The 24267-nt window shown below is 54.9% G+C and carries 18 protein-coding genes and 1 tRNA gene; 5 read left to right on the top strand and 14 right to left on the bottom strand.

Going from position 1 to position 24267, the window contains the following annotated elements:
* The first annotated feature begins 129 nt into the window (after positions 1-129).
* Both OHL19_RS20790 and OHL19_RS20785 read left to right on the top strand, forming a co-directional pair.
* Complete coding sequence (locus OHL19_RS20790) at positions 130-822, top strand: ABC transporter ATP-binding protein (RefSeq protein WP_263359756.1); 693 nt, start codon at positions 130-132, stop codon at positions 820-822.
* Positions 823-3393: an ABC transporter permease gene (locus OHL19_RS20785; RefSeq protein ID WP_263359755.1), complete on the top strand. Its 2571-nt coding sequence runs from the start codon at positions 823-825 to the stop codon at positions 3391-3393. It abuts the gene before it with no gap.
* A 138-nt stretch (positions 3394-3531) separates the two neighbouring features.
* Here the strand turns inward: OHL19_RS20785 and OHL19_RS20780 are convergent, their stop codons facing one another.
* The 4 genes from OHL19_RS20780 to OHL19_RS20765 form a co-directional block, all read right to left on the bottom strand.
* Positions 3532-6693: an efflux RND transporter permease subunit gene (locus tag OHL19_RS20780; RefSeq protein WP_263359754.1), complete on the bottom strand. Its 3162-nt coding sequence runs from the start codon at positions 6691-6693 to the stop codon at positions 3532-3534.
* On the bottom strand, positions 6690-7865 hold the full coding sequence (locus OHL19_RS20775; protein WP_263359753.1) for an efflux RND transporter periplasmic adaptor subunit: 1176 nt from the start codon (positions 7863-7865) through the stop codon (positions 6690-6692). The genes OHL19_RS20780 and OHL19_RS20775 overlap by 4 nt, the downstream gene beginning before the upstream one ends.
* Entirely contained in the window at positions 7862-9151 is a 1290-nt protein-coding gene (locus tag OHL19_RS20770) for a TolC family protein (protein WP_263359752.1), read from the bottom strand. The genes OHL19_RS20775 and OHL19_RS20770 overlap by 4 nt, the downstream gene beginning before the upstream one ends.
* An 87-nt stretch (positions 9152-9238) precedes the next feature.
* On the bottom strand, positions 9239-9631 hold the full coding sequence (locus OHL19_RS20765; protein ID WP_263359751.1) for a hypothetical protein: 393 nt from the start codon (positions 9629-9631) through the stop codon (positions 9239-9241).
* 418 nt (positions 9632-10049) lie between these two features.
* Between OHL19_RS20765 and OHL19_RS20760 the strand changes: the two genes are divergently transcribed.
* A tRNA-Gln gene (locus tag OHL19_RS20760) sits at positions 10050-10123 on the top strand.
* Positions 10124-10279: 156 nt separating this feature from the next.
* Here OHL19_RS20760 and kdpC read toward each other — a convergent pair.
* The 5 genes from kdpC to OHL19_RS20735 form a co-directional block, all read right to left on the bottom strand.
* Positions 10280-10846, bottom strand: coding sequence for a potassium-transporting ATPase subunit KdpC (gene kdpC / locus OHL19_RS20755; protein WP_263359750.1), 567 nt, complete (start codon positions 10844-10846; stop codon positions 10280-10282).
* 50 nt (positions 10847-10896) lie between these two features.
* Positions 10897-12933 carry a potassium-transporting ATPase subunit KdpB gene (gene kdpB / locus OHL19_RS20750; protein ID WP_263359749.1) on the bottom strand — a complete coding sequence of 679 codons (2037 nt, stop codon included), beginning with the start codon at positions 12931-12933 and terminating at the stop codon, positions 10897-10899.
* Positions 12934-13041: 108 nt separating this feature from the next.
* A complete protein-coding gene (gene kdpA, locus OHL19_RS20745) occupies positions 13042-14781 on the bottom strand; it encodes a potassium-transporting ATPase subunit KdpA (protein ID WP_263359748.1) in 1740 nt (579 codons plus the stop codon).
* The gene (gene kdpF / locus OHL19_RS20740) at positions 14781-14870 is read right to left on the bottom strand and encodes a K(+)-transporting ATPase subunit F (protein WP_263359747.1); all 90 of its coding nucleotides are present in this window, start codon (positions 14868-14870) and stop codon (positions 14781-14783) included. Before kdpF ends, kdpA begins: the two co-directional genes overlap by 1 nt.
* Positions 14871-15183: 313 nt before the next feature.
* On the bottom strand, positions 15184-15879 hold the full coding sequence (locus OHL19_RS20735; protein WP_263359746.1) for a response regulator transcription factor: 696 nt from the start codon (positions 15877-15879) through the stop codon (positions 15184-15186).
* 142 nt (positions 15880-16021) lie between these two features.
* Between OHL19_RS20735 and OHL19_RS20730 the strand changes: the two genes are divergently transcribed.
* Positions 16022-17545 carry a sensor histidine kinase gene (locus OHL19_RS20730; RefSeq protein WP_263359745.1) on the top strand — a complete coding sequence of 508 codons (1524 nt, stop codon included), beginning with the start codon at positions 16022-16024 and terminating at the stop codon, positions 17543-17545.
* Positions 17546-17729: 184 nt separating this feature from the next.
* Here the strand turns inward: OHL19_RS20730 and OHL19_RS20725 are convergent, their stop codons facing one another.
* The 3 genes from OHL19_RS20725 to OHL19_RS20715 all read right to left on the bottom strand — a co-directional run bounded on the left by OHL19_RS20725 (position 17730) and on the right by OHL19_RS20715 (position 19824).
* Positions 17730-17906 (bottom strand): hypothetical protein, encoded by a 177-nt coding sequence (locus OHL19_RS20725; RefSeq protein WP_263359744.1) that lies wholly within the window; start codon positions 17904-17906, stop codon positions 17730-17732.
* 214 nt (positions 17907-18120) lie between these two features.
* Entirely contained in the window at positions 18121-18891 is a 771-nt protein-coding gene (locus tag OHL19_RS20720; protein ID WP_263359743.1) for a TRADD-N-associated membrane domain-containing protein, read from the bottom strand.
* Between the two features lie 303 nt (positions 18892-19194).
* A complete protein-coding gene (locus OHL19_RS20715) occupies positions 19195-19824 on the bottom strand; it encodes an HAD family hydrolase (RefSeq protein ID WP_263359742.1) in 630 nt (209 codons plus the stop codon).
* A gap of 115 nt (positions 19825-19939) precedes the next feature.
* On the opposite strand from OHL19_RS20715, the gene OHL19_RS20710 reads away from it, so the two are divergent.
* Positions 19940-21136 carry a pyridoxal phosphate-dependent aminotransferase gene (locus OHL19_RS20710; protein WP_263359741.1) on the top strand — a complete coding sequence of 399 codons (1197 nt, stop codon included), beginning with the start codon at positions 19940-19942 and terminating at the stop codon, positions 21134-21136.
* Positions 21137-21665: 529 nt separating this feature from the next.
* Here OHL19_RS20710 and OHL19_RS20705 read toward each other — a convergent pair.
* A complete protein-coding gene (locus tag OHL19_RS20705) occupies positions 21666-22730 on the bottom strand; it encodes a polysaccharide pyruvyl transferase family protein (RefSeq protein WP_263359740.1) in 1065 nt (354 codons plus the stop codon).
* Between the two features lies 1 nt (position 22731).
* A complete protein-coding gene (locus OHL19_RS20700) occupies positions 22732-24195 on the bottom strand; it encodes a lipopolysaccharide biosynthesis protein (RefSeq protein WP_263359739.1) in 1464 nt (487 codons plus the stop codon).
* Between the last annotated feature and the right edge of the window lie 72 nt (positions 24196-24267).

The raw sequence follows: 24267 nt of genomic DNA, 5'->3' as shown, positions 1-24267 counted from the left end.
AATCCCGCATCGCCCCGCAACGCATCGGATTGGTCACAAAAGGAACGCTGCCGCCAAAAACTGCGTAACATCAAGGCAGGCCCGAAGCAGAACCGATGCCCGGCCCGGCAAAAATTATTGGAGATATGGATGATTGAAGTTCGCGGTGTCAAGAAGTGGATCCAGAACGGCTCACGCAAAGTAGAAATCCTCAAAGGCATAGACCTCTCCATCCCCGCCGGCCAGTTCGTCGCCATCGTCGGAGCCAGCGGTAGCGGAAAAAGTACGCTCCTCGGCCTCCTCGCCGGCCTCGATACGCCCAGCGAAGGCGAAATCATCCTCGATGGAACACCCATTCACAATCTCGAAGAAGAAGCTCTCGCCACCGTTCGCGGCCACAAGCTCGGCTTCGTCTTCCAGTCCTATCAGCTCATCCCAACCCTGACAGCTCTTGAGAACGTCCTCCTGCCCTTCGAACTCAACCTCCCCGGCAGCGGTATCAAGCAAGCCCGCGCACTTCTGGATCAGGTCGGCCTCGCCGAACGCATGGATCATTACCCGGTCCAACTCTCCGGCGGCGAACAGCAGCGCGTCGCGCTCGCCCGCGCCTTCATCGTCGAACCGCCCATCGTCATGGCCGACGAACCCACCGGCAACCTCGACTCCATCAACGGCCAAAAAGTTCTCGAACTGCTCCTGAACCGCAATAGCAAAGCAGGCACAACGCTGGTTCTCGTAACCCACGATCCCCAGGTTGCTGCTCTCGCCCATCGCAAAATCGTCCTCCGCGACGGCATGGTCGTCGAAGACACCCTTTCCGCAGCAAGAGCGGGGCTGAATTAAATGGCACAACGCTCTCTTACCTGGCGCCGTGCCGCCACCATCGCCGGACGTGACCTGCGCTCCGCTCCGGGAAAATTCGTCTTCGTCGTCCTGTCCGTAGCCGTGGGAGTAGCCGCCCTCGTCGGCGTTCGTGGCTTCAGCGAAAGCTTCCGAACCACCCTCACCCGCGAAGCCCGCTCCCTCATGGCCGGTGATCTCGCCGCACGCACCTACCAGCAGCCTTCCGACACAGTAAAGCAAAAGCTTGAGGCGCTGAAAGCGCAGGGAATTCACCTGACATGGGCCACTGAAACCATCTCCATGGCCTCCGTCCCGCCCGATCCGGTTCCGATTCTCGTCTCCCTTAAAGCCATCGATCCCACGCAATACCCGTACTACGGCCACGCCGTGCTGGACCCGCAAATGCCGCTCCAGTCCGCTCTCACGGACAACTCCGTCGTCGTCGCCGAAGAATTTCTCATCCGTCTGCACGCCCGCGTCGGCGATAACCTGCGCCTCGGTGGCCATACCTTTCGCATCGCCGCCCAACTCATTCAGGAACCCGACCGCCTCACCGCTGGAGCAGGCCTTGGGCCTCGCGTTCTGATCTCTCGTAGCGCACTGGAAGCCACCGGCCTCTTGGCCGCAGGCAGCCGCGCCACCGAGCGCCTGCTCGTCCAGATTCCGCCTACCGCCGATCTCGCCGCGGTCCGCAAGCAGCTTGAAACCATCCTGCCCGAAGCCCAGGTCATCGACTACCGCGAAGGCAACCCCGCACTCACCGAAGGCCTCGACCGTGCCACCTCCATCCTCAGCCTCATCTGCCTCGTAGCTATGGTTCTCGGAGCCATCGGCGTAGCCATGTCCATGCACGCCCATCTTGAGCAGCGCATGGACGTCCTCGCCATCCTCAAAGCCATCGGCGCCGGCTCCGGCGACCTGCTGCGCATCTTTCTCCTGCAAACGATGGGCCTCGGCCTCGCTGGAGCCATCCTCGGCGTAGTCGCAGGCGTCGGAGTCATGATGGCGCTCCCCGCCGTCTTTGGCAATCTGCTGCCCGTCCACGCAGTCCTCGCCTTCCCCTGGCGCTCAGCCCTGGCAGGACTAGCCACCGGCCTCCTGACCACCCTCCTGTTTTGCCTTCCGCCATTGCTCGACGTCCGCAAAGTCCGCCCCATTCTCGTCCTGCGCCGACTCGTAGAAGACTCAGAAGAGAAGGGAATTAGCGCCTTCCTGCGTCGCTGGGGCCAACGCAAACTCCAGATCGTCACCGCCGTCATCATCCTCGCCGCTCTCGCCGGAATCGCTGCCGCCCTGAGCGACTCACTAAAAGTCGGAGCGTGGTTCGGAGGAGCGCTCGTCGCAATCCTCACCGTCCTGCTGGCGCTCTCGGCTGTCTTTCTGCGCCTGCTTCGCTGGCTTCTCAAACTCGTGCGCCTGCGCCTCCCGCAATTCCTTCGTCAGGGCCTAGCCAACCTCTACCGGCCCGGCAACCAGTCCTCCGCCGTATTGGCCGCACTCGGTACCGGAGTGATGCTCATTCTCACCGTCTACCTCATGCAGTCCCAGGTGCTGCGTGAGATCCAGCAAACCGCATCCCCCAAGCTTCCCAACATCTTCCTCGTCGACATCACCTCCGATGAAGTTCCGGGCATGAAGCAGTTCTTTCAAAATCAGCCCGGCGTCCTCCAGCAACTTGAACTTCTCCCCGTAGTCAGCGGACGCTTCATCTCCGTCAACGGTACGCCCCTCGATCAGTTCAAGATCGAGCACTTTCCCCGGCGCATGTTGGAAAGCGTCCAGCTAAGCTGGGCCGACGATCTTCCCGCTGGTGACCGCCTGGTACAAGGCAAATGGTGGAGTCCGCAGGATGCAGCCAATGCTCATCAGATCGCCATCGAAATTGGCGTAGCCAGCCGCATTCACGTCACCGTCGGCTCCTCTGTTGAGGTAGAAATATCCGGCCAGACTGTCCCGCTCAAAGTCGCCGCAATCTTCCACTCGGACGCTCAGCACATCGCCGGCCGCAGCAACTTCATGCTTCCCTCCGGCATACTCAAGGACGCAACCGCCGTTTGGTACGGAGCAGTCCGCGTCAACTCCACTCAGGTTTCGCAGATAGAGCGAGCGCTCTTCACGTCGTTCCCAACCGTGACCGTGATCAATCTCGCCGATGTTCTCGACCGCATCGAAAGCGTAGTCAATCAGATCACCTTCGTCATACGATTCCTCGCAGGATTCTCCATCTTCGCGGGCCTCATGATCCTCGCCTCCAGCATCGCCAGCACGCGTTTCCGACGCACCCGTGAAGCCGTAGTGCTCAAGACCCTCGGAGCCACAAGAGGCCGCATCATACGCATCTTTTCGGTAGAATTCAGCGTCCTCGGCTTGCTCGCAGGCACAGTAGGCGCAGTCTTCGCCAACCTGCTCACAGCCGCCCTGTTGCATCAGATGGAAACGCAATGGCGTCTCGACTGGTCAGCCACCTGCATCGCCCTCGGAGGCACCGCAGTCCTCGCCGCCGCCACCGGATGGCTCGCCAGCTATCGAATCCTCGGCCTGCGTCCCCTCGAAGTCCTGCGCGAAGAGTAGCCAAAAGCAAATCGGGCAAAACAAAATCGGAGATGTTGTCCGGATCACTCCGCATCAACATCCCCGAATCTTCATTGCTTATGTTGCGTTGCCAGCCTAAGGCGCGGCTAGAGCAAAATCCGAGTATCGGATTCCACTCTAAAACTCCTCATCACCCTCAACCTTGGGCAACTTGTCGTTATCCCCTGCAAACATCACATAAAGCGTCGGCAGCAGGAACACGCCAATCACCAGGTTAGCCAGCAGTCCGCCCACAATCACAATCGCAAACGGCCTCTGCGAATCCGAACCGATTCCATGCGAAAGCGCCGCAGGCATCAGTCCCAGTGTCGCCACCAGCATCGTCATCATGATCGGCCTCAGTCGCAGAACTGCACCCTCTACTGCAGCCTCGATGATGTCGCCCTTCTTGTCTTCCTGCATCCCTCTGCGCCGAGCGCGGAGCTGGTTGATGTACTCCAGCATGATCACGCCCGTTTGCACCGAGACTCCAAACAGTGCCAGGAATCCAACCCCCGACGACACGCTGAAATTCGTATGCGTGATAAACAACGCCAGCGGTCCGCCAATACTCGACATGAAGACACTCGCCACAATCAGCAGCGCCCACTTCAGCGAGCCAAACATCATGTAGAGAATCAGGAAGATCCCCAGCAGCGTGATCGGAACGACGATTGCCATACGCTTGTTTGCACGCTTCTGGCTCTCATATTCGCCCGCCCATTCCGTGTGGTAACCAGGAGGCAATTTCACCAGCTTGTTAACCTTGTCGATCGCCTCTTCCACCGTAGATCCCAGGTCGCGTCCGCGCACCGAGTACTTGATCGCGATATAGCGCTGTCCTCCCTCGCGATAAATCTCCTCTGCTCCATCATCCTTTGAGATCTTCGTTACCTGGGCCAATGAAACTCGTTCCCCACTCGGTGAAAGCAGTCGAATATTTTCAATAGCATCCTGTGTATCGCGGTACTGCTTCTCATAGCGAATCGTCACATCGTAACGTGCTTCACCCTGTTGTACCTGCGTCACAGCATTGCCACCCACTGCCGTCTGGATAGCATCCTGAATATCGGCCACGTTGATTCCAAAACGCGCAGCCGATTGTCGATCGACAGTGAGATTCAGATTAGGCTGCCCAATGATGCGAAAAATCCCAAGATCCCGCACACCTTGGATGGACGACATCTCGTTCACAATCTCCTGCGCCTTCGCTTCCAGCGTCTTCAGATCGTCGCCGTAAAGCTTCACCGCAAGTTCGCCTTTCACGCCCGAGACAGCTTCTTCCATGTTGTCTGAAATCGGCTGCGAAAAGTTCCAGATCACTCCCGGAAACTTGCCCTCCAACTGCTTATCCATCGCAGCGATCAGCGCGTCCTTGTTCTGATGAAACACCGGACGCCAATCTTCCTTCTGCTTCAGATCGACGAAGTATTCCGTATTGAAAAATCCAGTAACGTCCGTTCCATCATCCGGTCTTCCCGTCTGGCTTACCACTTGAATCACTTCAGGAAAAGCAGCCAGAATAACGCGAGCTCGATTGGTAAAGTCAATGCTCGACGTCGGTCCCTGGCTCGGTGCCAGCGAACCGCGCACCCAGATCGCGCCTTCATCCAGATGAGGCAGGAACTCCGATCCAATCACGCCTCCGAAGTTGAGAAACATCGCAGTCGCAAAGATCACCAGCGCCACGCCGACCGTGACCTTACTATGTTCAATCGCCCATCGAACGCTCGTGCGGTAATGACGCACCAGCCAGCCCATAAGCGGGTTTTCCCACTCCTTCGCACCCTTGCTGAACAACAGACTCGCCAGCACCGGGGCCACCACAATCGAAAAGGTCAACGCGCCCAGCAGCGCAAACGCCACCGTCCACGCCATCGGTTTGAACAAACGCCCCTCGACGGCCTGCAGCGTAAAGATCGGCAGATATGCAGTGATGATGATGGCGATTGCAAAGAAGACCGGCCGCTGCACTTCCTGCGCCGCATCGCGAATCTTCTGTTGCGGAGTATGCGGATCGTTCTTATGTGCAAGATGGCGAATGATGTTTTCAATCATCACCACCGCACCATCCACCACCATGCCAAAGTCCAACGCACCCAACGACAGCAAGTTCGCCGGAATATGGTTCAGGTCCAGCAGAATCGAAGCGAACAGCAACGAGAAGGGAATCGTCAGCGCCACAATAATCGCGCCACGTACATTGCCTAGAAAGACAAACAGAATCAGCGAAACAAGAATCACACCCTCGGCCAGGTTGTGCTCCACCGTATGCACAGTAAAGTGCACCAGCACCGAGCGATCCAGGAATGGAACGACCTTTACTCCCGGCGGAAGAATGTGGTTGTTTAGCTCCTCAACCTTCGCATGAATGCCTTCCAGTACCGGGTCTGAGTCCTGTCCTTTCTGCAACAGTACAACGCCTTCGACCGTGTCCTCATTGTCCACAATCGAACCATCGTTATGATGCCAGGCGCGACCAATCTGCCCCAGTCGAATCTTCGGCCCCTGCGTCACTGTGCCGATATCTTTTATCTTCAACGCAGTGCCTGCCTGCGTCTTGATCACCGTATTTTCAATGTCCTGAACATTCGTATACAGGCCCAGCGACTGCACATTGATCTGCTGTGCGCCCTGCTCGATAAAGCTGCCGCCCGCATTGGTGTTGTTGTTCGTGACCTGCTGTTCGACCTGGCCGATATTCAGGCCATAAGAGATCAGCTTGTCCGGGTCGAGCTTGATCTGGTACTCACGCGTAGGCCCGCCAAAGCTGGCTACATCCACTACACCTGTAACCTGCTTGAACTGCTTCTCAAGAGTCCAGTCTTCGAGCGACTTCTTCTCCATTGCATCGTAAGCCGGGTTCGTGCTCTCCAGCGTGTACCAGTAGATCTGGCCAACCGGGCTCCAGTCCGTACCCATCTGCGGCACCAGCCCCGCAGGCAGAGTCACCTGGTTCAGCCGCTCCAGTACATGCTCGCGGTTCACATCGTTCTTCGACTCATCGTCGAACGTCATCGTCAGGCTTGAGATACCCGCCAGCGAAAACGATCGCAGATGCGTCATGTGCGGAATACCCGCCATCTGGATCTCAACAGGCACCGTAACCTGGCGCTCGATCTCTTCAGCCGAGCGTCCGGGCCACTGCGTGATCACCTGAACGTAATTGTTGGCGACATCCGGATAGGCTTCAATCGGCAAGTTGCGAAACGACAGGACACCCCACGCCGTCAGCAGGATCACCCCTGCCAGCACAAGCCAGCGGTTCTTCAGCGCAAAATCAACAAGGGCGCGAATCATTGCTGGCTCACCGTGCTTTCCAGCGCGAGCGCATTCGCAACCACCTGCTGATCGGCATTCAGGCCGCTCAGAATCTCCTGCTTACCGCCCGTCAGGAACTTTCCTCCACGAACCTCAAGCCTCTTGAACTGGCTATTACCCGCAGGCACAAACACCCAGTCGCGATCATGCAGATGCAGCACCGCATCGGCCGGAACCACCATGCGCGTCTCCTGCGTCTTGCTGGTAAACGTCGCGGTAACAAACATTCCCAGCTTCAAAATCCCAGTGTTTGCAACCTCGATACGCACCTTGGCCGTTCTCAGGTTCGGATCGAGTACCGGACCAATGTCGCTGATTCGTCCCGTCAACACCTTGTCCGGATAGGCATTGATATGAATCTGCGCGCTCTGTCCAAGTTGAATCTTTGAAATATCGTTTTCAAACACATCGCAAAGTATCCATACATGCGAAAGATCCGCAATCGTAAACGCCGTGGATGAACCCGAGAGGCCCACGCCCGCGGCACCTGCCTGGGTCACATTCTGCGAAATAATTACACCCGAAACCGGCGCATATACATTCACCACCGGGCTCGGATGATCCTTGTCCACACCCAGCGTTTTCAACTGCTCGTCAGCCGAATTCAGATCTGCCTTGGCATCGTTTTCCGAGTCCTCAGCCTGTTCGAACATGGCCTGTGAAATCGCCCCATGCTGCAACAAATCCTTGGCGCGGGTAAAAGCCTTGTTCGCCAGTTGCTCATCATTGACTGCCTTCAAGTAGGCATTGAACGCGGCAGAAACATCCGGGCTCTGCACCTTGATCAGCAACTGCCCCTTCTTCACATTGTCATCAAGCCGCACGCGAATATCGACCACGCGGCCATTCGCCAACGAGATCACCGGCACTGTCCGCGAGACATCCGGATTCACCGATCCTGTAGCAGACAACTGCGAAGCCATCGCAACGGACTCCGGAGCAACAAGCGAAAACTGCTTCACCTTGTCCTGGTCCACCGTCACGAGATTCATATCTGAAACATGGGTTACCTGGGCCGGAGGCGGAGCACCACTGCCTTCATCCTTCTTTTCGCAACCGGTCGCAAGGAAACTCGCTGCAAGCAGCACCGCACCAGAACCCAGTGCAAACGAATAAGAATTGCTGGAAGAAAAACTACGAAGCCGGATCATTGAATCACCTCGCGCCCAACTGCAAGATTTAGTTGGCTGGCCGCCGTTAAGTAAGTGCCGATCAGTTGCAGATAAGCTAATTGCACCGTTCGATAATCGCTCTGCGCATTCAGAAAGTCGACCAGTGTCGCACCTCCATGTTGATACGCATAGGTCACCGTGTCGCGAACACGCGTCGACTGCGCCACATATTTGTCCTTATATGGCTTCAACAATGTAATGTCGCTATCTACCTGCGCATATGCCGAGTCCACATCGCTAAAGACCTGCGCGCGTGTTGAATCCGTTGTCTGCTGCGATCGATCGATATCGATCTGTGTCCTCTTCTTCTCGCCCTGGTTGCGATCAAAAAAGCGCAGCGGCACATTGACGCTCAATCCAAACGCATTCACTGCATTGGGATTGTTATACGAACCGTCATACGTCCACCATCCCGCAAACGTCGGGTCCGTCGATCCATTCGCAATCGCCAGCTTATGCGCAACTTTGGATTGTTCAATCTGCTCGACCGCCGCCCGCAGATCCGGCCGTGCATCGAGAGCCATCTGTCGAAACTGCTCCAGATCTTTTAGCTCGCGCGAAAAATCAAACGGCCCATCCACATCGAACTGATCCACCGGTTGGCGGCTGTTCAACATCTGCAACAACTGAATCTTCGAAGTCCGCAGATTCACCAGCGCAGACTGTAACTCCGCCTCATACTGCACCCGCTGCAACTCGATTCGATCAAGATCGACCTGGGCAATGTCACCTGCGTGAAAGCGATTCCGGCTGATGTCGATGATCTTGTCGTAATACTCCAGATCATCCTTCGCCAGCGTCACCGTGGCTTTCGCCTGCAGCGTCTGCACAAACGCCGATCGTAGGTTGAACTCAAGATTCCTCTTCAGGTCCTCATGATTATCCGCCGTCACCAGCGTTGTATCTTTAGCCGCTTCCGTCCGCAGTTCGCGCTTATGATCGCGCTCATGCAGATAGCTGAGATTCGCCTGCGTCTGCACACCACTTAGCGGCGTCCACACTCCATGATTCGGAGTAAGCTGCACGCCGTCGGCAGAGCCCGTAAACTGCGGATTTGGCCGCAGGTGCGCAGTGATTTCCTGGGCATGTGCTTCATCTACGCCGAGCGCATCCGCCTTCAACGCCGGATTTGCCGCTTCAAACTGTGTCTTCACCTGATCCCACGTTAAGCTCGCAGAACCAGCCTGCTGCCCATTCGCAGGCCATGCAGTCAGCACGACTAACAGTGCTGGAGCTGCACACAACAAGGGTATAAACCGTCTCATGACTACCTCGTACACAACGGCGTGGACCGCAGTTCCACAGGCCGCCCGATTAGAATGCAATGATTTTTGGAAGGAAGATAAAAGTGCTCAGGCGCAAGGCGGCGGGCGATTGTCTAACGCAGGAGCAAGCAACAATGCGAGAGCTGGAATACCGTAATTCTGCAGTGCTTCCTGCGACCATGCGCTCACCAGCAGAGAGGCCACAATCTGTTCTGGCATGGCCAGTGCCGCAGGAACCACAGAAGGGTGCATTTCGTCTGAATGCATCGCCCTGCGAAGGCTGCTTGTCGTTTCCGCAGGCCCCTGCATCGCCATCAAATCATCGCTCAAAGAAATCACCGGCAGCAACAGCAACACCACCATCACCAGCGCGACAATCTGTACTCCTCGTCGTTCCGGATGCGAGCGCATATCCCGAACCCAGAACCATACCAGTCCCGTCGAGAATACAGCCCACGCAATGTTGAGGATGATTTCCATCGATTAACCAGATTCTAACCCACTCCGACCTTTCGGACTCAGGGTTTCATTAAGAATGAGTAAGGAGCGCTGTCTATAAAGTAGACGATAGAAAATCCATAAAGTCTTGATAAACCACAAGTTTTATGCGCCCGGTCAAGTTTTTATTCTGCGATCAGTGCCTGATCCGCATCTATTGCTCTCTCATGAATGCCTCATTACAATCACCCTTCATGGAATAGGCAAAACATGAAACGCATGTAGCAATACATCGCAACTCTTTCTCGTATTTGCTCTCGCACTCGAATCGTACTCGAATTGACCAGCAGCCCCTATTCCCCGTATGATGTGTAAGTTGACCTGCTCGGCATGGCCTCCAGCCAAAGCCCCGGTCACCATTAATCGGTCCGCGGGCTAACCCAAATACCCGTTCATAAATTGCCTCGTCGTTCAATGGTAGGACAGCTGACTCTGACTCAGCATATTGGGGTTCGAATCCCTGCGAGGCAACCAATTTATAGTCAACAATTTACCCTCTATTTCCAGCACCCCAATCCAAATCAATGTGTCACTTTTTGTGTCATAGGCGATTGAATCTAAATTCAAACACCAATAAAAAGGCGCCCTCCAGAGCTAACGGAGAACGCCTCATTTCCAAATGCACTGAATCTACTGAGTTAATTGATCGAGATCCAGATTCAACTGCAACACATTCACCCGAGGCTCACCCAGCAATCCCAGAGTTCGTGGCGTTACATGCGCGGCCACCAGTTTGCTGACGACATCCTCGCCAAGCTTCCTGGCAGTCGCCACACGCGATACCTGGTAGTACGCCGCATCTGGAGTGATATCCGGATCCAGCCCAGATCCAGAAGTGGTCACCAGATCAATCGGCACAGGCTTCCCGGCATTCTTGGCCGCCAGCGCGTCGATATCTCCCTGCAACCTCTGCACCAGCTTCGTATTCGACTGCGCCAGATTGGATCCGCCCGAGTTCGTTGCATCATAGCCATTGCCCGCAGCCGAAGGGCGCGGATGAAAATACTTGTCGCTCGTAAAGCTCTGCGACAACAGGGAAGAGCCAATTACCTTGCCGTCCTTGAGAATCAAACTTCCAGCAGCCTGGTGCGGAAACAGCGTTCCCGCAATCCCAGTAATCGCCAGTGGATAAGCCAGCCCCAACGCCACGGTAGTCAACAAAGTAAATCGAATTGAAGTAGACCAGACCGAATGCATAAAACCCTTTCCAATACTTCCAGTTTTTGCGCTTCACAAAATCTCAAAACCTAAGCTAGATGCAGTGCCACCAGCACCAGATCAATCATTTTGATTCCAATGAACGGTACAATCACCCCGCCCAGACCATAGATCAGCAGGTTCTGCCGCAACAACACGGCCGCTGCCTTTGGCTTGTAAGCAACGCCCTTGAGCGCCAGAGGAATCAGGGCAATGATGATCAACGCATTGAAAATCACCGCCGACAGGATCGCCGACTGCGGCGTTGCCAGATGCATGACATTCAGCGCATTCAACACCGGGAACACGCCTGCGAACATCGCCGGGATAATCGCGAAATATTTCGCCACATCATTTGAAATCGAGAACGTGGTCAGCGCTCCACGCGTCATCAGCAACTGCTTGCCGATCTCCACAATCTCAATCAGCTTCGTTGGATTTGAATCGAGATCCACCATGTTCCCGGCCTCTTTCGCTGCCTGGGTTCCCGAATTCATCGCCACACCCACATCGGCCTGCGCCAACGCCGGAGCATCGTTTGTGCCATCGCCGGTCATCGCCACCAGCTTGCCCTTGGCCTGCTCAGCCTTGATCAAGTCCATCTTGTCTTTCGGCTTGGCTTCCGCAAGAAAGTCGTCGACACCCGCCTCACGCGCAATCACTGCGGCGGTCAACGGATTATCGCCCGTAATCATGATGGTGCGAATGCCCATCGCGCGCAGCCTCGCCAGCCGCTCCTTCAAGCCACCCTTGACGATGTCCTTGAGATAGATAACGCCCAGCGCTGTAGAGTTCTCAGCAACCACCAGCGGAGTACCGCCGGCGCGTGCAATTTCCTCTACCTGCTCACGTACCTTGCGCGGCAAACTGCTTCCTTGCTCTTCGAGAAAGCGAGCAATCGCATCCACGGAACCTTTGCGAATAATGGATCCAGGAAGATCGACTCCCGACATCCGCGTCTGCGCTGTGAATGGCACAAACTCTGCTTGAATGCTGGATAAATCGCGTCCTCGCAGGTTGTATTTTTCCTTCGCGAGCACCACGATAGACCGTCCCTCTGGCGTCTCATCCGAAAGGGAAGATAACTGCGCCGCATCCGCAAGCCGCGCATGGCTGATATCCGGCGCGGGATAAAACTCGGTTGCCTGCCTGTTGCCCAAAGTGATCGTGCCCGTCTTATCAAGCAGCAACGTGCTGACATCGCCCGCAGCCTCAACAGCGCGTCCGCTCATCGCCAATACGTTGTACTGCACAAGCCGATCCATACCCGCGATACCGATCGCCGAAAGCAATCCGCCGATCGTCGTAGGGATAAGGCAAACGAGCAGTGAAACCAGCACGAATACTGTCTGCGGCGCGTGAGAATACATCGCAAACGGTTGCAGCGTAACCACCGCCAGCAGGAAGACAATCGTCAACCCTGATAAGAGAATGCTCAACGCAATCTCATTCGGAGTCTTCTGACGTGTCGCGCCCTCTACCAGCGCAATCATCCGATCCAGAAATGTCTCGCCGGGGTTCGAGGTAATCCTCACCTTGAGGTAATCCGAAAGCACACGCGTACCGCCCGTAACCGCTGAGCGATCTCCACCGGCTTCGCGAATCACGGGTGCGGATTCGCCTGTAATTGCCGACTCATCCACCGAAGCAACGCCTTCAATTACCTCGCCGTCTCCGGCAATAAACTGTCCTGCCTCTGCAAAAATCACATCGCCTGAACGCAGCAGGCTGCTCGTGATTTCTTCCAGGGTCTTGCCATCCGCCGCATAGCGCCGTGCGATTGTTTCGCCCTTTGCCTTGCGCAGAGTATCGGCCTGGGCCTTGCCGCGCCCTTCGGCCATTGCCTCGGCAAAATTCGCAAATAACACCGTGAACCAAAGCCACAGCGTGATTTGCAAATTGAATCCCAAGCCGGTCCGATGGTTCGCGATGTCGGCGATCAGAAGCACTGTTGTCAGTACGCTGCCCACCTCGACCACAAACATCACCGGGTTCTTTACCATCAGTCGCGGATCCAGTTTGCGTACAGCTCCTACCGCAGCCTGCCGCAAAATATCTCCACTCCAAAGACTCTTTTTATCCGCCATAACTCCCCACGTATCCAATCCACTTCGTCGACTAAGTCATCGGGTTACCCCTCTTTGCCCCATACATCACGACAAAGAGGGGATAACAAAAGCAGCGTTCTCAACAACTCAGAAAAGAGTTCCGGATCGCAGCATCAAGTGCTCCAATATCGGCCCAAGACTCAACACTGGGAAGAACGTGAGTGCTCCCAGGATCAGAATCACGCCCGTCAGCAACACCGTGAACAAGCTGGTATTGACAGGGAATGTTCCAGGCGATGGTGGCACGCTCTTCTTGAGAGCAAGATTTCCAGCAAGCGCCAGTACCGGCACGATCATCAGGAATCGCCCCGCCATCATTGCGCCACCCAGTGCCACATTCAGCCACCAGGTATTTGCATTCAATCCCGCGAAAGCAGAGCCGTTGTTTCCCGTAGCCGACGTAAATGCATACAGCATCTCCGTAAGCCCATGCGGTCCCGAGTTATTCAGGCTGCTGAGTCCAACCTTGGGCAACACCACAAACACTGCTGTCAGTACAAGGATGATCAACGGAAAGATCAGTACATAAAGCATCGACATCTTCACGTCGAACGCCTCGATCTTTTTGCCCAGATACTCCGGAGTGCGTCCCACCATCAGCCCCGCGATAAATACCGCCAGGATCACGAAGATCAGCATTCCATAAAGCCCAGCGCCCACGCCTCCAAAGATCACTTCACCGAGCATGATGTTGGTCAATATCACCATTCCGCCCAGCGCAGTGTAGGAGTCATGCGTCGAGTTCACCGCACCGCAACTCGCATCCGTAGTAACCGTGGCAAAGAGGGAACTCTGCGATATTCCAAACCGCACCTCCTTGCCTTCCATATTGCCGCCCGGAGCTGTCGAACTAGCCGTCTGCACCGCGTTATGAATCATCGGATGCGTCTGCGACTCAGCCCAGTAGACCGTCGTGAACCCCACAGCAAACAACACGAACATCGTCGCCAGCACAGCCCATCCATGCCCCGACGAACCAGTCATTCTGCCCAGCATCACCGTCATCGCGCCGGGAATCAAAAAGATTGCCAGCATCTCCAACAGGTTTGTGAACGGGGTAGGATTTTCAAATGGATGCGCACTGTTGGCATTGAAAAAACCGCCGCCGTTCGTGCCCAGCATCTTGATAGCTTCCTGCGAAGCCACAGGCCCCTGTGCGATTGTCTGCGTAGCGCCTTCGATCGTCGTAGCCTGCGTATAAGCATGCAGATTCTGCGGTACGCCCTGCCATACCAGCACCAGCGCAAAGATCGCGCAAGCCGGCAGCAGCACATACAAAATGCTCCGCGTCGCATCCACCCAGAAGTTTCCAATCGTAGGCGAAGCCGTACGCTTGATCCCACGCACCAACGCCACAGCGATAGCGATACCAACCGCCGCGCTCGTGAAGTTGTGATAAGCCAATGTGCCCATCTGCGTCAGATAGCTCATCGTCACTTCCGGCACATAAGACTGCCAGTTCGTATTCGTCGTGAACGATGCAGCCGTATTCCATGCGAGTGCCTGCTCAACTCCAGGCAGCTTCTGCGGATTCATCCACGTAGCTGCCAGCGGAGCCCAGCCCTGCAACCGCTCCAACGCATACGTCAGCAGTAAACTAACCGCAGAAAAGCCCAGCACTGCAAACGCATATTCGCGCCAATTCATCTCGTGCTCGGCATCCACACCAGCCAATTTATATAGAACACGTTCTATAGGGCGTAAGAGAGGATCAAGCCACGTCTTCTCGCCCTCCAGCACTCGTGCCAGATAGATTCCTACCGGCTTGACCAACGCCAGTAAGATCCCCGCGAATAACAAAAATTGCAACCATCCATTGCCTGTCATTAAAATTTCTCCGGGAATAACAGCGTCGCAGTGAGATACACCATGAGCAACACCGCCAGCACCAATGCCACGATTGTCACCAAGCCCATAACGCTACCTCACCCTCTGGCATACACGTACGTAAGCGAAGGCCAGTACAAAGAAAGCCGCCGTAAAGAACAACATGCAAAAATCCTGCATTGCAACTCTCACATTCTCTGGAGCAATCCGAACGGAATTAGTCCAGTAACTCAAGACTGAGCCTGTACGCATTTAACTGGGACAAAGGTTATCTAAGGAAAGCATAAGGAATTTTTTAGCAGAGGATATCTGACCCGGCACCAGATACAACAAAACAAAATACATAAGGCCCCGCCTATGCGGGGCTCTATCCAGCAAACAGCATAAAGAGAACATCAAACATTAGGCGTCCTCGCCCGTCCATCCTTCCGCCACAAACCGATACCCAACCCACGGCTCCGTCTGGATATATTGCTTTCCAGTCTCCGCCTCCAGCTTCTTCCGCAACTGCCCCACAAACACCCGCAGATACTCCGGCTGATGCGCCGACTGCGCACCCCATACCGAGGTCAGCAGCGCCCGATGCGTCATTACCTTGCCCGCATTCCGCGCCAGGTGCAACAGCAAATCAAACTCCTTCGGCGTCAGGTGAATTGCGCGTCCCTGCACTGTAATCGAATGCGCAGGCCCATCCAGCACAAAGTCCCCAGCCTCGATCGTGTGCTCTACTCGTTCCGGAGCACGCCGTAGATGCGCCCGTACCCGCGCCAGCAGTTCCTGAATGTTGAACGGCTTCGTAACATAGTCATCCGCACCCGCATCCAAAGCCTCCACCTTGGACCGCTCATGATCCCGCACCGATAACACCAGCACCGGTGTCGATCCTCGTGCGCGAATAGCCCGGCAAACTTCCACCCCTGTCATCCCCGGCATCATCAGATCGGTAATCACCAGGTCCGGAGCCCATTCCCGATACACCTGCAATCCCTCTTCAGGATCATTCGCCGTCCGTACGTTATATCCCTGCGCCATAAGCGCTGTTCTCAGTACCCTCGTAATCTGCGACTCGTCGTCGATTACTAAAATTCGTCCCGACATGGACCCCAACCTTTCTACAAACACGGCCATATCTATTACAGCATTCCACGCACCACATGACGTTTACGGTTTCCTTATCAGTTACCCTATCCGGCTCTGAAGGACTATCATCACTATCGAGCACTGAAGATATATAACCAATATGCAATCCATACGCATCACACCAAAAATTCGTCTAATTCTGATATGGCTGGGCTACGCTGCCGTACCGCTGTTGCTGACGCTCCTCCTGAACTTTTTCCGGGCGAATAGCACCACCTGCGGCATCCTCTATCTCACGCTGGTTGTCTGGATCGCCACCCAGGTCGGCCCCAGGCTTTCTCTTTTTGTCGCGCTTATCTCTGCTATCCTCTTCGATTACTACTTCCTCTTTCCCTATAAATCTTTTACGATCTCAGGCCTTCAGGACTGGCTGGCAATGATTGCATACTTCGCCTCCTGCATCGTCGTCAGCCGTGTTGCCGAGCGCGCCCGCCGTCAAACCCAGCAGGCCGAGCAACGCCGCGCGGATGTCGAGCAACTCTACACTCTCAGTCAGGAGATGATGCTCCACGACGACGCTCAGGGCCTCGTCCGCGACATTCCACTTCTCATCGAACGCATCTTCTCTCTCGACGCCGTTCTCCTCTACGTCCGCGCTCCCGGCCTGTCCGAGCCGGCAGGCCATGCAGAGCAGGATCAGCTCTACTCATCTCTTCCCAATACTCCTGCGGATATGCGCCTTGTCCTCCGCCGGCTTCCAGGCTCCTGGGAAGTTCCTCCCGAGCTACCCAACGACTACGTGCCCATCAACCTGGTCTTCGGTATGAAAAGCGTCGGAGCTCTAGCCTTGAAACCCTCCACGCTCTCTCATGAAGTCTCTACCTCCGTCGCCGCTCAGGTGGCCATCGCGCTCACCCGCGCAACCGCAGTCGAGGCTTCGACTCGCCTCGAAGCAGTCCGCTCCTCCGAGCGTCTCCGCAACGCACTCATCGACTCTCTCACCCACGAACTGCGTACCCCGCTCACCGCCATCCGTGCCGCCGCCACTACTCTGCTGGACGAAGATGGAGTAGCTGCCGAAAACCTCACCCCCGAGGTTCGTACCGAACTCGCCACCATCATTGATGAAGAGAGCTTCCGTCTCGACACGCTCATCGGGGACGCCATCGAGATGGCAGAGATTGACTCCAACAGCATCCGCGTTGAACTCGTGCCCCTCCACACCCGCACCACGCTTGAACAAGCCGCAGAGGCATCCCGTACCCAACTCGCTGCTCACTATGTTGCCATCGCAGTGGAAGGGCCGGACAAGCCCGTCTGGTTCGATCCTCGACTCATCGGCCGCGTCCTGCGCCATCTTTTAGAAAACGCCGCTCGCTATACTCCAGCCGGTACACGCATCACCCTGCGAAGCCGCCGTGTAGCGGACAAAGTCGAGTTCCTCGTCGAAGACGAAGGTCCCGGCATCGACGCTTACGACCTGCCACTAATCTTCGAAAAGTTCTATCGCGGACAACGCGGAATAAGCGCTGCCAAAGGCTCCGGCATGGGACTAGCCATCACCCGCGCCATCCTCGCAGCCCACGGCGGCTCAATCGATGTACAAAGCACCCCAGGCAAAGGCACCACATTCCGCCTCCAAATCCCCGCCATAGAAAAAGCCCCACTAGCCCGCCCTTTCTAAACCACCAAAAGCAGTTGCAGCAGCAGTTGCCTTTGCCTTTGCATTTGTAGTTGTAGTTGCTCTTGTCTTTCTGGCTGTCATTCCCGAAGGGAATCTGCTTCTGCACTTGCCCTTGCAGCGGCCCTTGCAGTTGCACTTGACTTTCTCCAACCAACAGAAAACACAACATCCTTAAACACCGCAACTAAGCATGCCGCTCAACATCCTCATCCAGCGGCAATTCGTCCTCGTCATCGGTCTCGTCGACATCATCCAGAATGTCCTCTTCATCCGAAGTATCCGACTCATCATCTGTATCCTGATAGCCCACAGGCTCGTTGTAATCCGGTTCTTCAATCAGTGGCTCGTTGGAAGTCATCATGGTATTCCTCCTCCCAACTCCGATGCAGAGTTCACCAACAAGGGTGTACCGTTGCACTTGCCCTTGCAGTTGTTCTTGCCGTTGCAGTTGTAACGGCAGTTGCCCTTGTTTTTCTGTCTGTCATTCCCGAGGGGAATCTGCTTCTACCGGCCCAAGCCTCAGCCCCTCAACCCAGAGAACAGGGCTGCCCCGCAGACAAAAGCGAATCGATCCATTAACCAACACGAGCAGCCTTGGATTTTTGCGAACGCCCAACATTCGAAAAATCCCCGGAGTACATGCGCAGCAGTTGCTTCGCCACCTCAGCCGTGGACTGCCGCCTCAACTCTGGATCTTCTTCGAGCGACTTCAAAATCTGCACACTCATGCCGACAGCATTGATGCGCTCCAGAATCGTGACATAGTTGCTGGCCTGCTCCATCGTCGCCTTATACAGAACAAGAAACGTCCCGCCGATGAAACTGACGACAACTCCGGAAACAGCACTCAACACCGATGCAGAAAAATGGGCCTGATCGTGAAATGCCTGGTAAGCGCCAATCGCAATCAGAGCAAATCCCACCAGCATCACAAACACCGTAAGCAGGAATATCGATCTGACCTGGGAGAGATTCCGATTGAGATAGCGCTCCAGCTTCTCGCGGGCTACATCCCAGGCCAGTTGCGGCTCCTCTGGATTCGCACGAAGTCTTTCCTCCGCGACCTCGATCTTCAAGTTGCCTTTTGCCTCTTCGACCGACCGATGAAGGCCGAAAATAGCGGCGAGGATAGCAGCCCCAATCCCGATAGCCGAGAAGGCAAGCACCTGCGATAGAAACGGGCTCAAAAACAGGAAAGTATGGTGGGAGCTTTTGTCCGCCATCTGCGTAATGACCGCCCCGGCAATCACGCACAATACTCCAAACAACATCGCGACCCGGAGTAGAAACCGGCCCTTAAGCCACGCGTTCACCAGCCCACTGAGAATCTCGTCGGTAGTCGACATCGCTTTCCTCGCTCGATTGGAAAGAGAATCATACCGCTACAAAACCAACTGGCAAGCGCAAAGATTAGCGACTTTTCCCATGCAGCCTGTCGACATCAATGAAATGGGAGTCAGGAAGAAATAAGAGGCGGATCTGGGAGGAGCCGTACAGGAAGTCATGCGCAATCTAAATTGCAGCCAAAGATGACTTCCGTACCGTGAAGAGGAAAAATAATTTGCATAAAATTACGCCCCTCAAAATGCTCCACGTGGAACAATCCAGAGCACTTAACCGCTTCTAGGAATGTTCCACGTGGAACATTCCTAAGGCAAAGGCAAAAAGGCATCCAAACCGGCAGAAATCAAATCCTCCCGCAACCGATCCAACGTAGAAAATTGGATTCCAAGCATTCCCAGCCGATGAGCTGCCTCGATATTTTCCAGCTTGTCATCCAGAAAAAGCGTCTCTTCCGGCAAAGTCCCCAGCTTTTGAAGCAGATACTCATAAATCTCCGGCTGAGGCTTGGCCATCCGAATCTGATAACTCCAAACCAGGACATCAAAATCATTGATCCACGCGAACTTCTGTTCAATGCTTTCCAGCACGGAATCGCCCATATTCGATAGAACTGCCGTCTTTAAGCCGCTTTGAATCAGCTCGTTACGCCACTCAAGCATCTCGGGGTTGATCGTCGTCCACATCGTGGCGTCATGCCGATTGAGATCATCGATCTGCTCCGCAGTGAGCGTCAATTCGGCCGCTGTGACCAGGTTTTGCCAGAATTGGAGGCCGGTCAAATCGCCGCGATCGTAGGCGTGGCGGTCGGTCCAGTAGTGTTGTTCGAGTTGATCTTCGGTGAGGCCGCTTATCAGTTTAAGTTGTTCTCTTGCAGGTAGATAAGGTGGATTGCTGAGGACCATTCCATAATCAAAAACAACTGCTCGCAGAGCCAACGTGCTCTCCTCTCGCGCTTCCGTGTATTGTGAAACGGATGCCACCTCTATTTTGCACTCTGGATTTGCGGCAAGACGGGGCAATGAACAATAACTATTTTGGAATGAGAAAGATATGAAGTTTTCAAAGCGAACGGATTGGAATACCCAGGAGAGCGAACTTGCCGAGGCTCACCGCGAGAGACTAGCTGCGGGCCAACCGATTTCTGACCTAACTGCTTCCAATCCAACCAGATGCGGCTTTGTCTACCCTGCAGATCTGTTAACGCCTCTGGCCGACGCAGCAGCACTCGACTATGACCCCAACCCAAAGGGGAGCGTGCGAGCCAGGGAGGCTGTTTGTCAGTATTATGCGGAGCATGGCGTTACCGGACTAGATTCGCGACGGGTTTTGCTGACTACCAGTACCAGTGAGGCTTACGGTTACTTATTTAAATTGCTTTGCGATCCTGAAGATCAGATTCTGGTCCCGAACCCAAGTTACCCTTTGTTTGATTACCTTGCCGATGCTGAGGTTGTTACTTTGGCTGCGGCTCCGCTGGTATATGACCATGGCTGGCAGTTGGATATAGAGGGATTGCGACGGGCGGTTACGGCTCGAACGCGAGCGGTTGTGCTTGTTCATCCGAACAATCCGACGGGGCATTTTACGAAGGTGGATGAGGCTATTCGGCTGGCGGAGGTCTGCAGGGAGTTCGGGCTGGCGTTGATTGTCGATGAGGTGTTCCTGGATTACGGTTTTGGCGACCCGGTTTCCAATGGGGAGTCGAGGACAAGTTTTCTGGGAAGGGAACTTGGAATTCTGGTTTTTGTAGTGAGCGGGATAAGCAAGATTGTCGGTTTGCCGCAGATGAAGGCTGCATGGCTGGTGGCGACTGGTCCGGGTGCCGATGAGGCGATGGAGAGGCTGGAGGTGCTGGCGGATACCTATCTCTCAATGAATGCGCCGGTACAGAGGGCTTTGCCAGATTGGCTGCTTGGCCGGGCCGCGATGCAGGACCAGATTCGAGAGCGGGTGTCAGGCAATCTTGCCGAGTTGGATCGGCAACTTGCGCGGCAGGCAGAAGGGCAGATTCTCGTGAACAGATTGGAGGTTGAGGGCGGCTGGTATGCCATTTTGCGGATTCCCGCAGTTCAGCCGGACGAGAAGACGGTGGGAGAACTGCTTAGCCTAGGTGTGTGGGCGCATCCTGGTTATTTTTTTGGTATGGGGCAGGCTGGATGGCTTGTCGTAAGTTTGCTTGGTTTACCAGAGAATTTCGCCAGCGGAATATTAATTTTTTTACAGTACTTTAGGGACTCCATAAGGTAACTGATTTTGGATGGAAAGTGAATGTAAAGGATCCATAAAATAAGCTATTTGATGGATTAATAAAGGCTTAAATGTATTTTTTGAGACAGTTTTTGTTGCGAAGATTCACTGTTACTTATCGGACTTATGTTTTTTCTTAACTAGATGGGATGATTTGCGCGGGACGGTGGCTATGTTTTTCGGGTAGTGGGTCGGTTTGGGTAGAGAAGCAGATTCCCTTCGGGAATGACAGCCAGAACGGCAGCGGCAAAGACAAGGGATAACAGCAAAGGCACGGCTAACAGCAGATTCCCTTCGGGAATGACAAGACAGAACGGCAGCGACAACTACAACTGCAAAAGCCACTACAACTACAACGGCAACGGCAAGGGGTGTAGTCCCAGAGTGTGGCAGTGCTAGGTTTGTTCGAGAGTGCGTCGTGGTTGCTTGGGGATGTGGCAGAGAGTTGTTATCCCATCCTTGTTGCAAAGGGTGCGTCAAGGATGGGATTGCTGGGGAGTTGTTGAGGTTGAGGTCTGAAGTTGATGTCTTAGGATTTGGCGGATTGGAATTCGGCCATTTGTTGCTTTTGCAGGGATTGGAGATGGCTGAGTTTTTGGTTGGCTGAGGCCCAGTCGATTTTGTCGCGTTGATCGAATGCGGTGCGAATTTTTTCGAGGGTCAAATCTTTGGGAGCTAGTCCTGAAGATGAGAGGCCTACGCTCAGCAACATGTCTTCATGCTTTTTTGCGTAGTTGATGGAGAGGAATGGACAGCCGGAGAGAACGGACATCACCACGAAGTGCAGGCGCTCTCCGACTGCGAAGGTGGCGCGCTGGAAGTGGGCCTTGGCCTCTTCGAAGTTTTTAGGAACCTTGAGCATGGTAATGGAGGGATAGCGCTGCTTGAGCTGAAGCCCCAGTTCGATGTCGATGTCGTGGCAGGGAAAGAATTCTACGTTTGCGCCGAGCTGAATCATTTGTGCGACGAATGCTTCAAAGGCTTTTCTGGCCTCGCCGATTTTTTCAAAGTCGTCATGTGCGCCGAGATTGATTAGAACGGTTTTGCTCTCGGGATCTTTGATTCCGGTGGAAGCGGGGTTGAAGAGAGCGAAGGCTGCGTCACCTACGATTTTTATATCGTCCTTAAAGCCCGACATATTTTGTACGGACATGGGACCGCGAACGCCACCGAAGATTTTTCGCTTGAGGAACAGCTTCCAGCCTTGATTCCAGACCGGCATTTTCTGGATGCCGGTACCGTGCATGAAGATGGGATTTCCGAGATCGATCAGTTCCTGAAAAAAGTCTTTGTTGTAGAGGCTGGGGCCAACGAGAGTGCCACCGCCAACGATGATGCCGGCGAATCGTTTTTTGTTGAGACGGGTAAAGAGTGCGACGTGCAGCGGCATTCTGCGACGTACGGGAACGACAAGATCGGGACTAAAGAGATGACGGGCTGCATCGAAGACCAACTCATCGCCGAAGTTGCGATCTCCGAGAAACCCGTAATAGAAGTAGACGCGCTTTGCCGCAAATAACTCACGGCTTGAGGGGAAGTGATTTAAACAGTAGGCTTCATCGTAATATTGCTTGAACTTCGCAAAAATGCCCATATTACTTCATGTTAAATGCGAAGTAACCGAGTCGCAACGCGTAAATAGCCATTGAGCTGCAGAGTCCGTAGAGCAGGGCTCCGGAGACCTGCTGCAGGGGCATGAGGAAGGCTAGTCCGACCTGAACTGCAACGGCATAGGGAATGAATACATACGGCGGAACGACGATGCCACGGGCTGAGAGTAGCTGGCTGGTTGTGGCGCTGATAAGGGTGGCGCATGCGGCGGCGAAGGCGATGGTGAGCTCTTTTGTGAGGCCGCCGAAGGATTTGCCGAGAAGCCAGAGAATCTGGGGTCCGAAGAACATCGCGCCCAGGATGACTACTCCGCTCAGAGCGAACAGGCCGATCTGGGCGATGATGAAGCGTTTGACGAGAACGGATCTAATTTCGGGAAGGCGCGCGAATCGAGGGACGAGAAGTGTGGTGCAAAGGACGGTGAGGACAGTCATGGCCTGGGAGAGGCCGGTGAGTCCACCGAGTTGCCCGACGGCCGCGGTGGTGCCGAAGATGGAGATTGCCCAGATGGTGACTTGCCCGGAGATGCAGTAGTAGAGCGATGCCGGGAGGATGCGGTAGACGACGGTGAGGATATTTTTTTGCACCTCCGGGTCAGGCTTCTGGGTCATGTCCGCATAGTTACGCGAAATGGTGCGAAGGCGAATGTTGGCGTAGGTGCGGGAGATGCCGGTAGCGAGCACGGCGGTGGCTGCGAGAGGCACTGTGAATATTGCGAGAACAGTGAGGACGGCTCGTCCGGCAGCGGCAACAATCTGGTTTTTTTGAAGCGGTGGAATGTCCTGGCGGAGCTTGGGTGCGATTTCGAGAAGACTGTCGGACAGGGACGCGAGGAAGGTGGGAACCAGACAGGCGAGTACGAACAAGGCTGCTGCCCAACTGGCACCGTGAATCCGAAGGAAGTAGACGAGTACCGGTGCAGCAAGGGTACTCATGATGGCGAACTTCCGGCGGAGCGACAGTCCGGTGACGATGACTTTGCCGAGCTGTACTTTATCCTGCCAGACTTTACCGCCCTGGGAGATAACGCCCGCGCCAATGCCGCCATCTGCGAGCGCGGTCATGGTACTGAGCATGGCTGTGGCGATGGTGTAGTAGGCGTATTCAGCAGTGGTCAGGCGGCGAATGATGAGGATGCCACTGATAAATCCAATTGCTTGGACAATGAGCTGGGCGCCGCCGGTAATACCGATTAATTTGCTCCACTCTCGTGTTCTGGCTTTATGGCGTCCTAGCAGGCTTTTGCTCCCTCTGAATACTTGTTGTATACCATGCTGACCAGTGATGAACCAATTGCAGACGAGGTACTGCGGTGCTGTGTTTCGCGCATTGCGGGATGGACGCGGTTGAACTGCCGGGCTAGTGAGGGTGGTGGTCGATTTGGGGTTGGAGAAGCAGATTCCCTTCGGGAATGACAGCCAGAAGGGCAAGAGCAGAAGCAAAGGCAAGGGGCAAGGGCCAACAGCAGATTCCCTTCGGGAATGACAGCCAGAAAAGCGAGGGCAGAATGTTGTTCTTGA

Origin of the sequence: Acidicapsa ligni (assembly GCF_025685655.1) — a bacterium.
GTDB classification, from domain to species: Bacteria; Acidobacteriota; Terriglobia; order Terriglobales; family Acidobacteriaceae; genus Acidicapsa; species Acidicapsa ligni.
Note: the sequence above shows the minus strand (reverse complement) of the source record. Positions and strands in the feature narration are given on the sequence as shown.

Coding starts and splice junctions, on each gene's coding strand:
- kdpF (WP_263359747.1), bottom strand. CDS start 14,870: ATGGGCTTGGTGACAATCGTGGCATTGGTGCTGGCGGTGTTGCTCATG.
- OHL19_RS20705 (WP_263359740.1), bottom strand. CDS start 22,730: ATGGGCATTTTTGCGAAGTTCAAGCAATATTACGATGAAGCCTACTGT.
- OHL19_RS20735 (WP_263359746.1), bottom strand. CDS start 15,879: ATGTCGGGACGAATTTTAGTAATCGACGACGAGTCGCAGATTACGAGG.
- OHL19_RS20770 (WP_263359752.1), bottom strand. CDS start 9,151: ATGAGACGGTTTATACCCTTGTTGTGTGCAGCTCCAGCACTGTTAGTC.
- OHL19_RS20710 (WP_263359741.1), top strand. CDS start 19,940: ATGAAGTTTTCAAAGCGAACGGATTGGAATACCCAGGAGAGCGAACTT.
- OHL19_RS20775 (WP_263359753.1), bottom strand. CDS start 7,865: ATGATCCGGCTTCGTAGTTTTTCTTCCAGCAATTCTTATTCGTTTGCA.
- OHL19_RS20720 (WP_263359743.1), bottom strand. CDS start 18,891: ATGTCGACTACCGACGAGATTCTCAGTGGGCTGGTGAACGCGTGGCTT.
- OHL19_RS20785 (WP_263359755.1), top strand. CDS start 823: ATGGCACAACGCTCTCTTACCTGGCGCCGTGCCGCCACCATCGCCGGA.
- kdpA (WP_263359748.1), bottom strand. CDS start 14,781: ATGACAGGCAATGGATGGTTGCAATTTTTGTTATTCGCGGGGATCTTA.
- OHL19_RS20725 (WP_263359744.1), bottom strand. CDS start 17,906: ATGATGACTTCCAACGAGCCACTGATTGAAGAACCGGATTACAACGAG.
- kdpC (WP_263359750.1), bottom strand. CDS start 10,846: ATGCATTCGGTCTGGTCTACTTCAATTCGATTTACTTTGTTGACTACC.
- OHL19_RS20780 (WP_263359754.1), bottom strand. CDS start 6,693: ATGATTCGCGCCCTTGTTGATTTTGCGCTGAAGAACCGCTGGCTTGTG.
- OHL19_RS20730 (WP_263359745.1), top strand. CDS start 16,022: ATGCAATCCATACGCATCACACCAAAAATTCGTCTAATTCTGATATGG.
- OHL19_RS20765 (WP_263359751.1), bottom strand. CDS start 9,631: ATGGAAATCATCCTCAACATTGCGTGGGCTGTATTCTCGACGGGACTG.
- OHL19_RS20790 (WP_263359756.1), top strand. CDS start 130: ATGATTGAAGTTCGCGGTGTCAAGAAGTGGATCCAGAACGGCTCACGC.
- kdpB (WP_263359749.1), bottom strand. CDS start 12,933: ATGGCGGATAAAAAGAGTCTTTGGAGTGGAGATATTTTGCGGCAGGCT.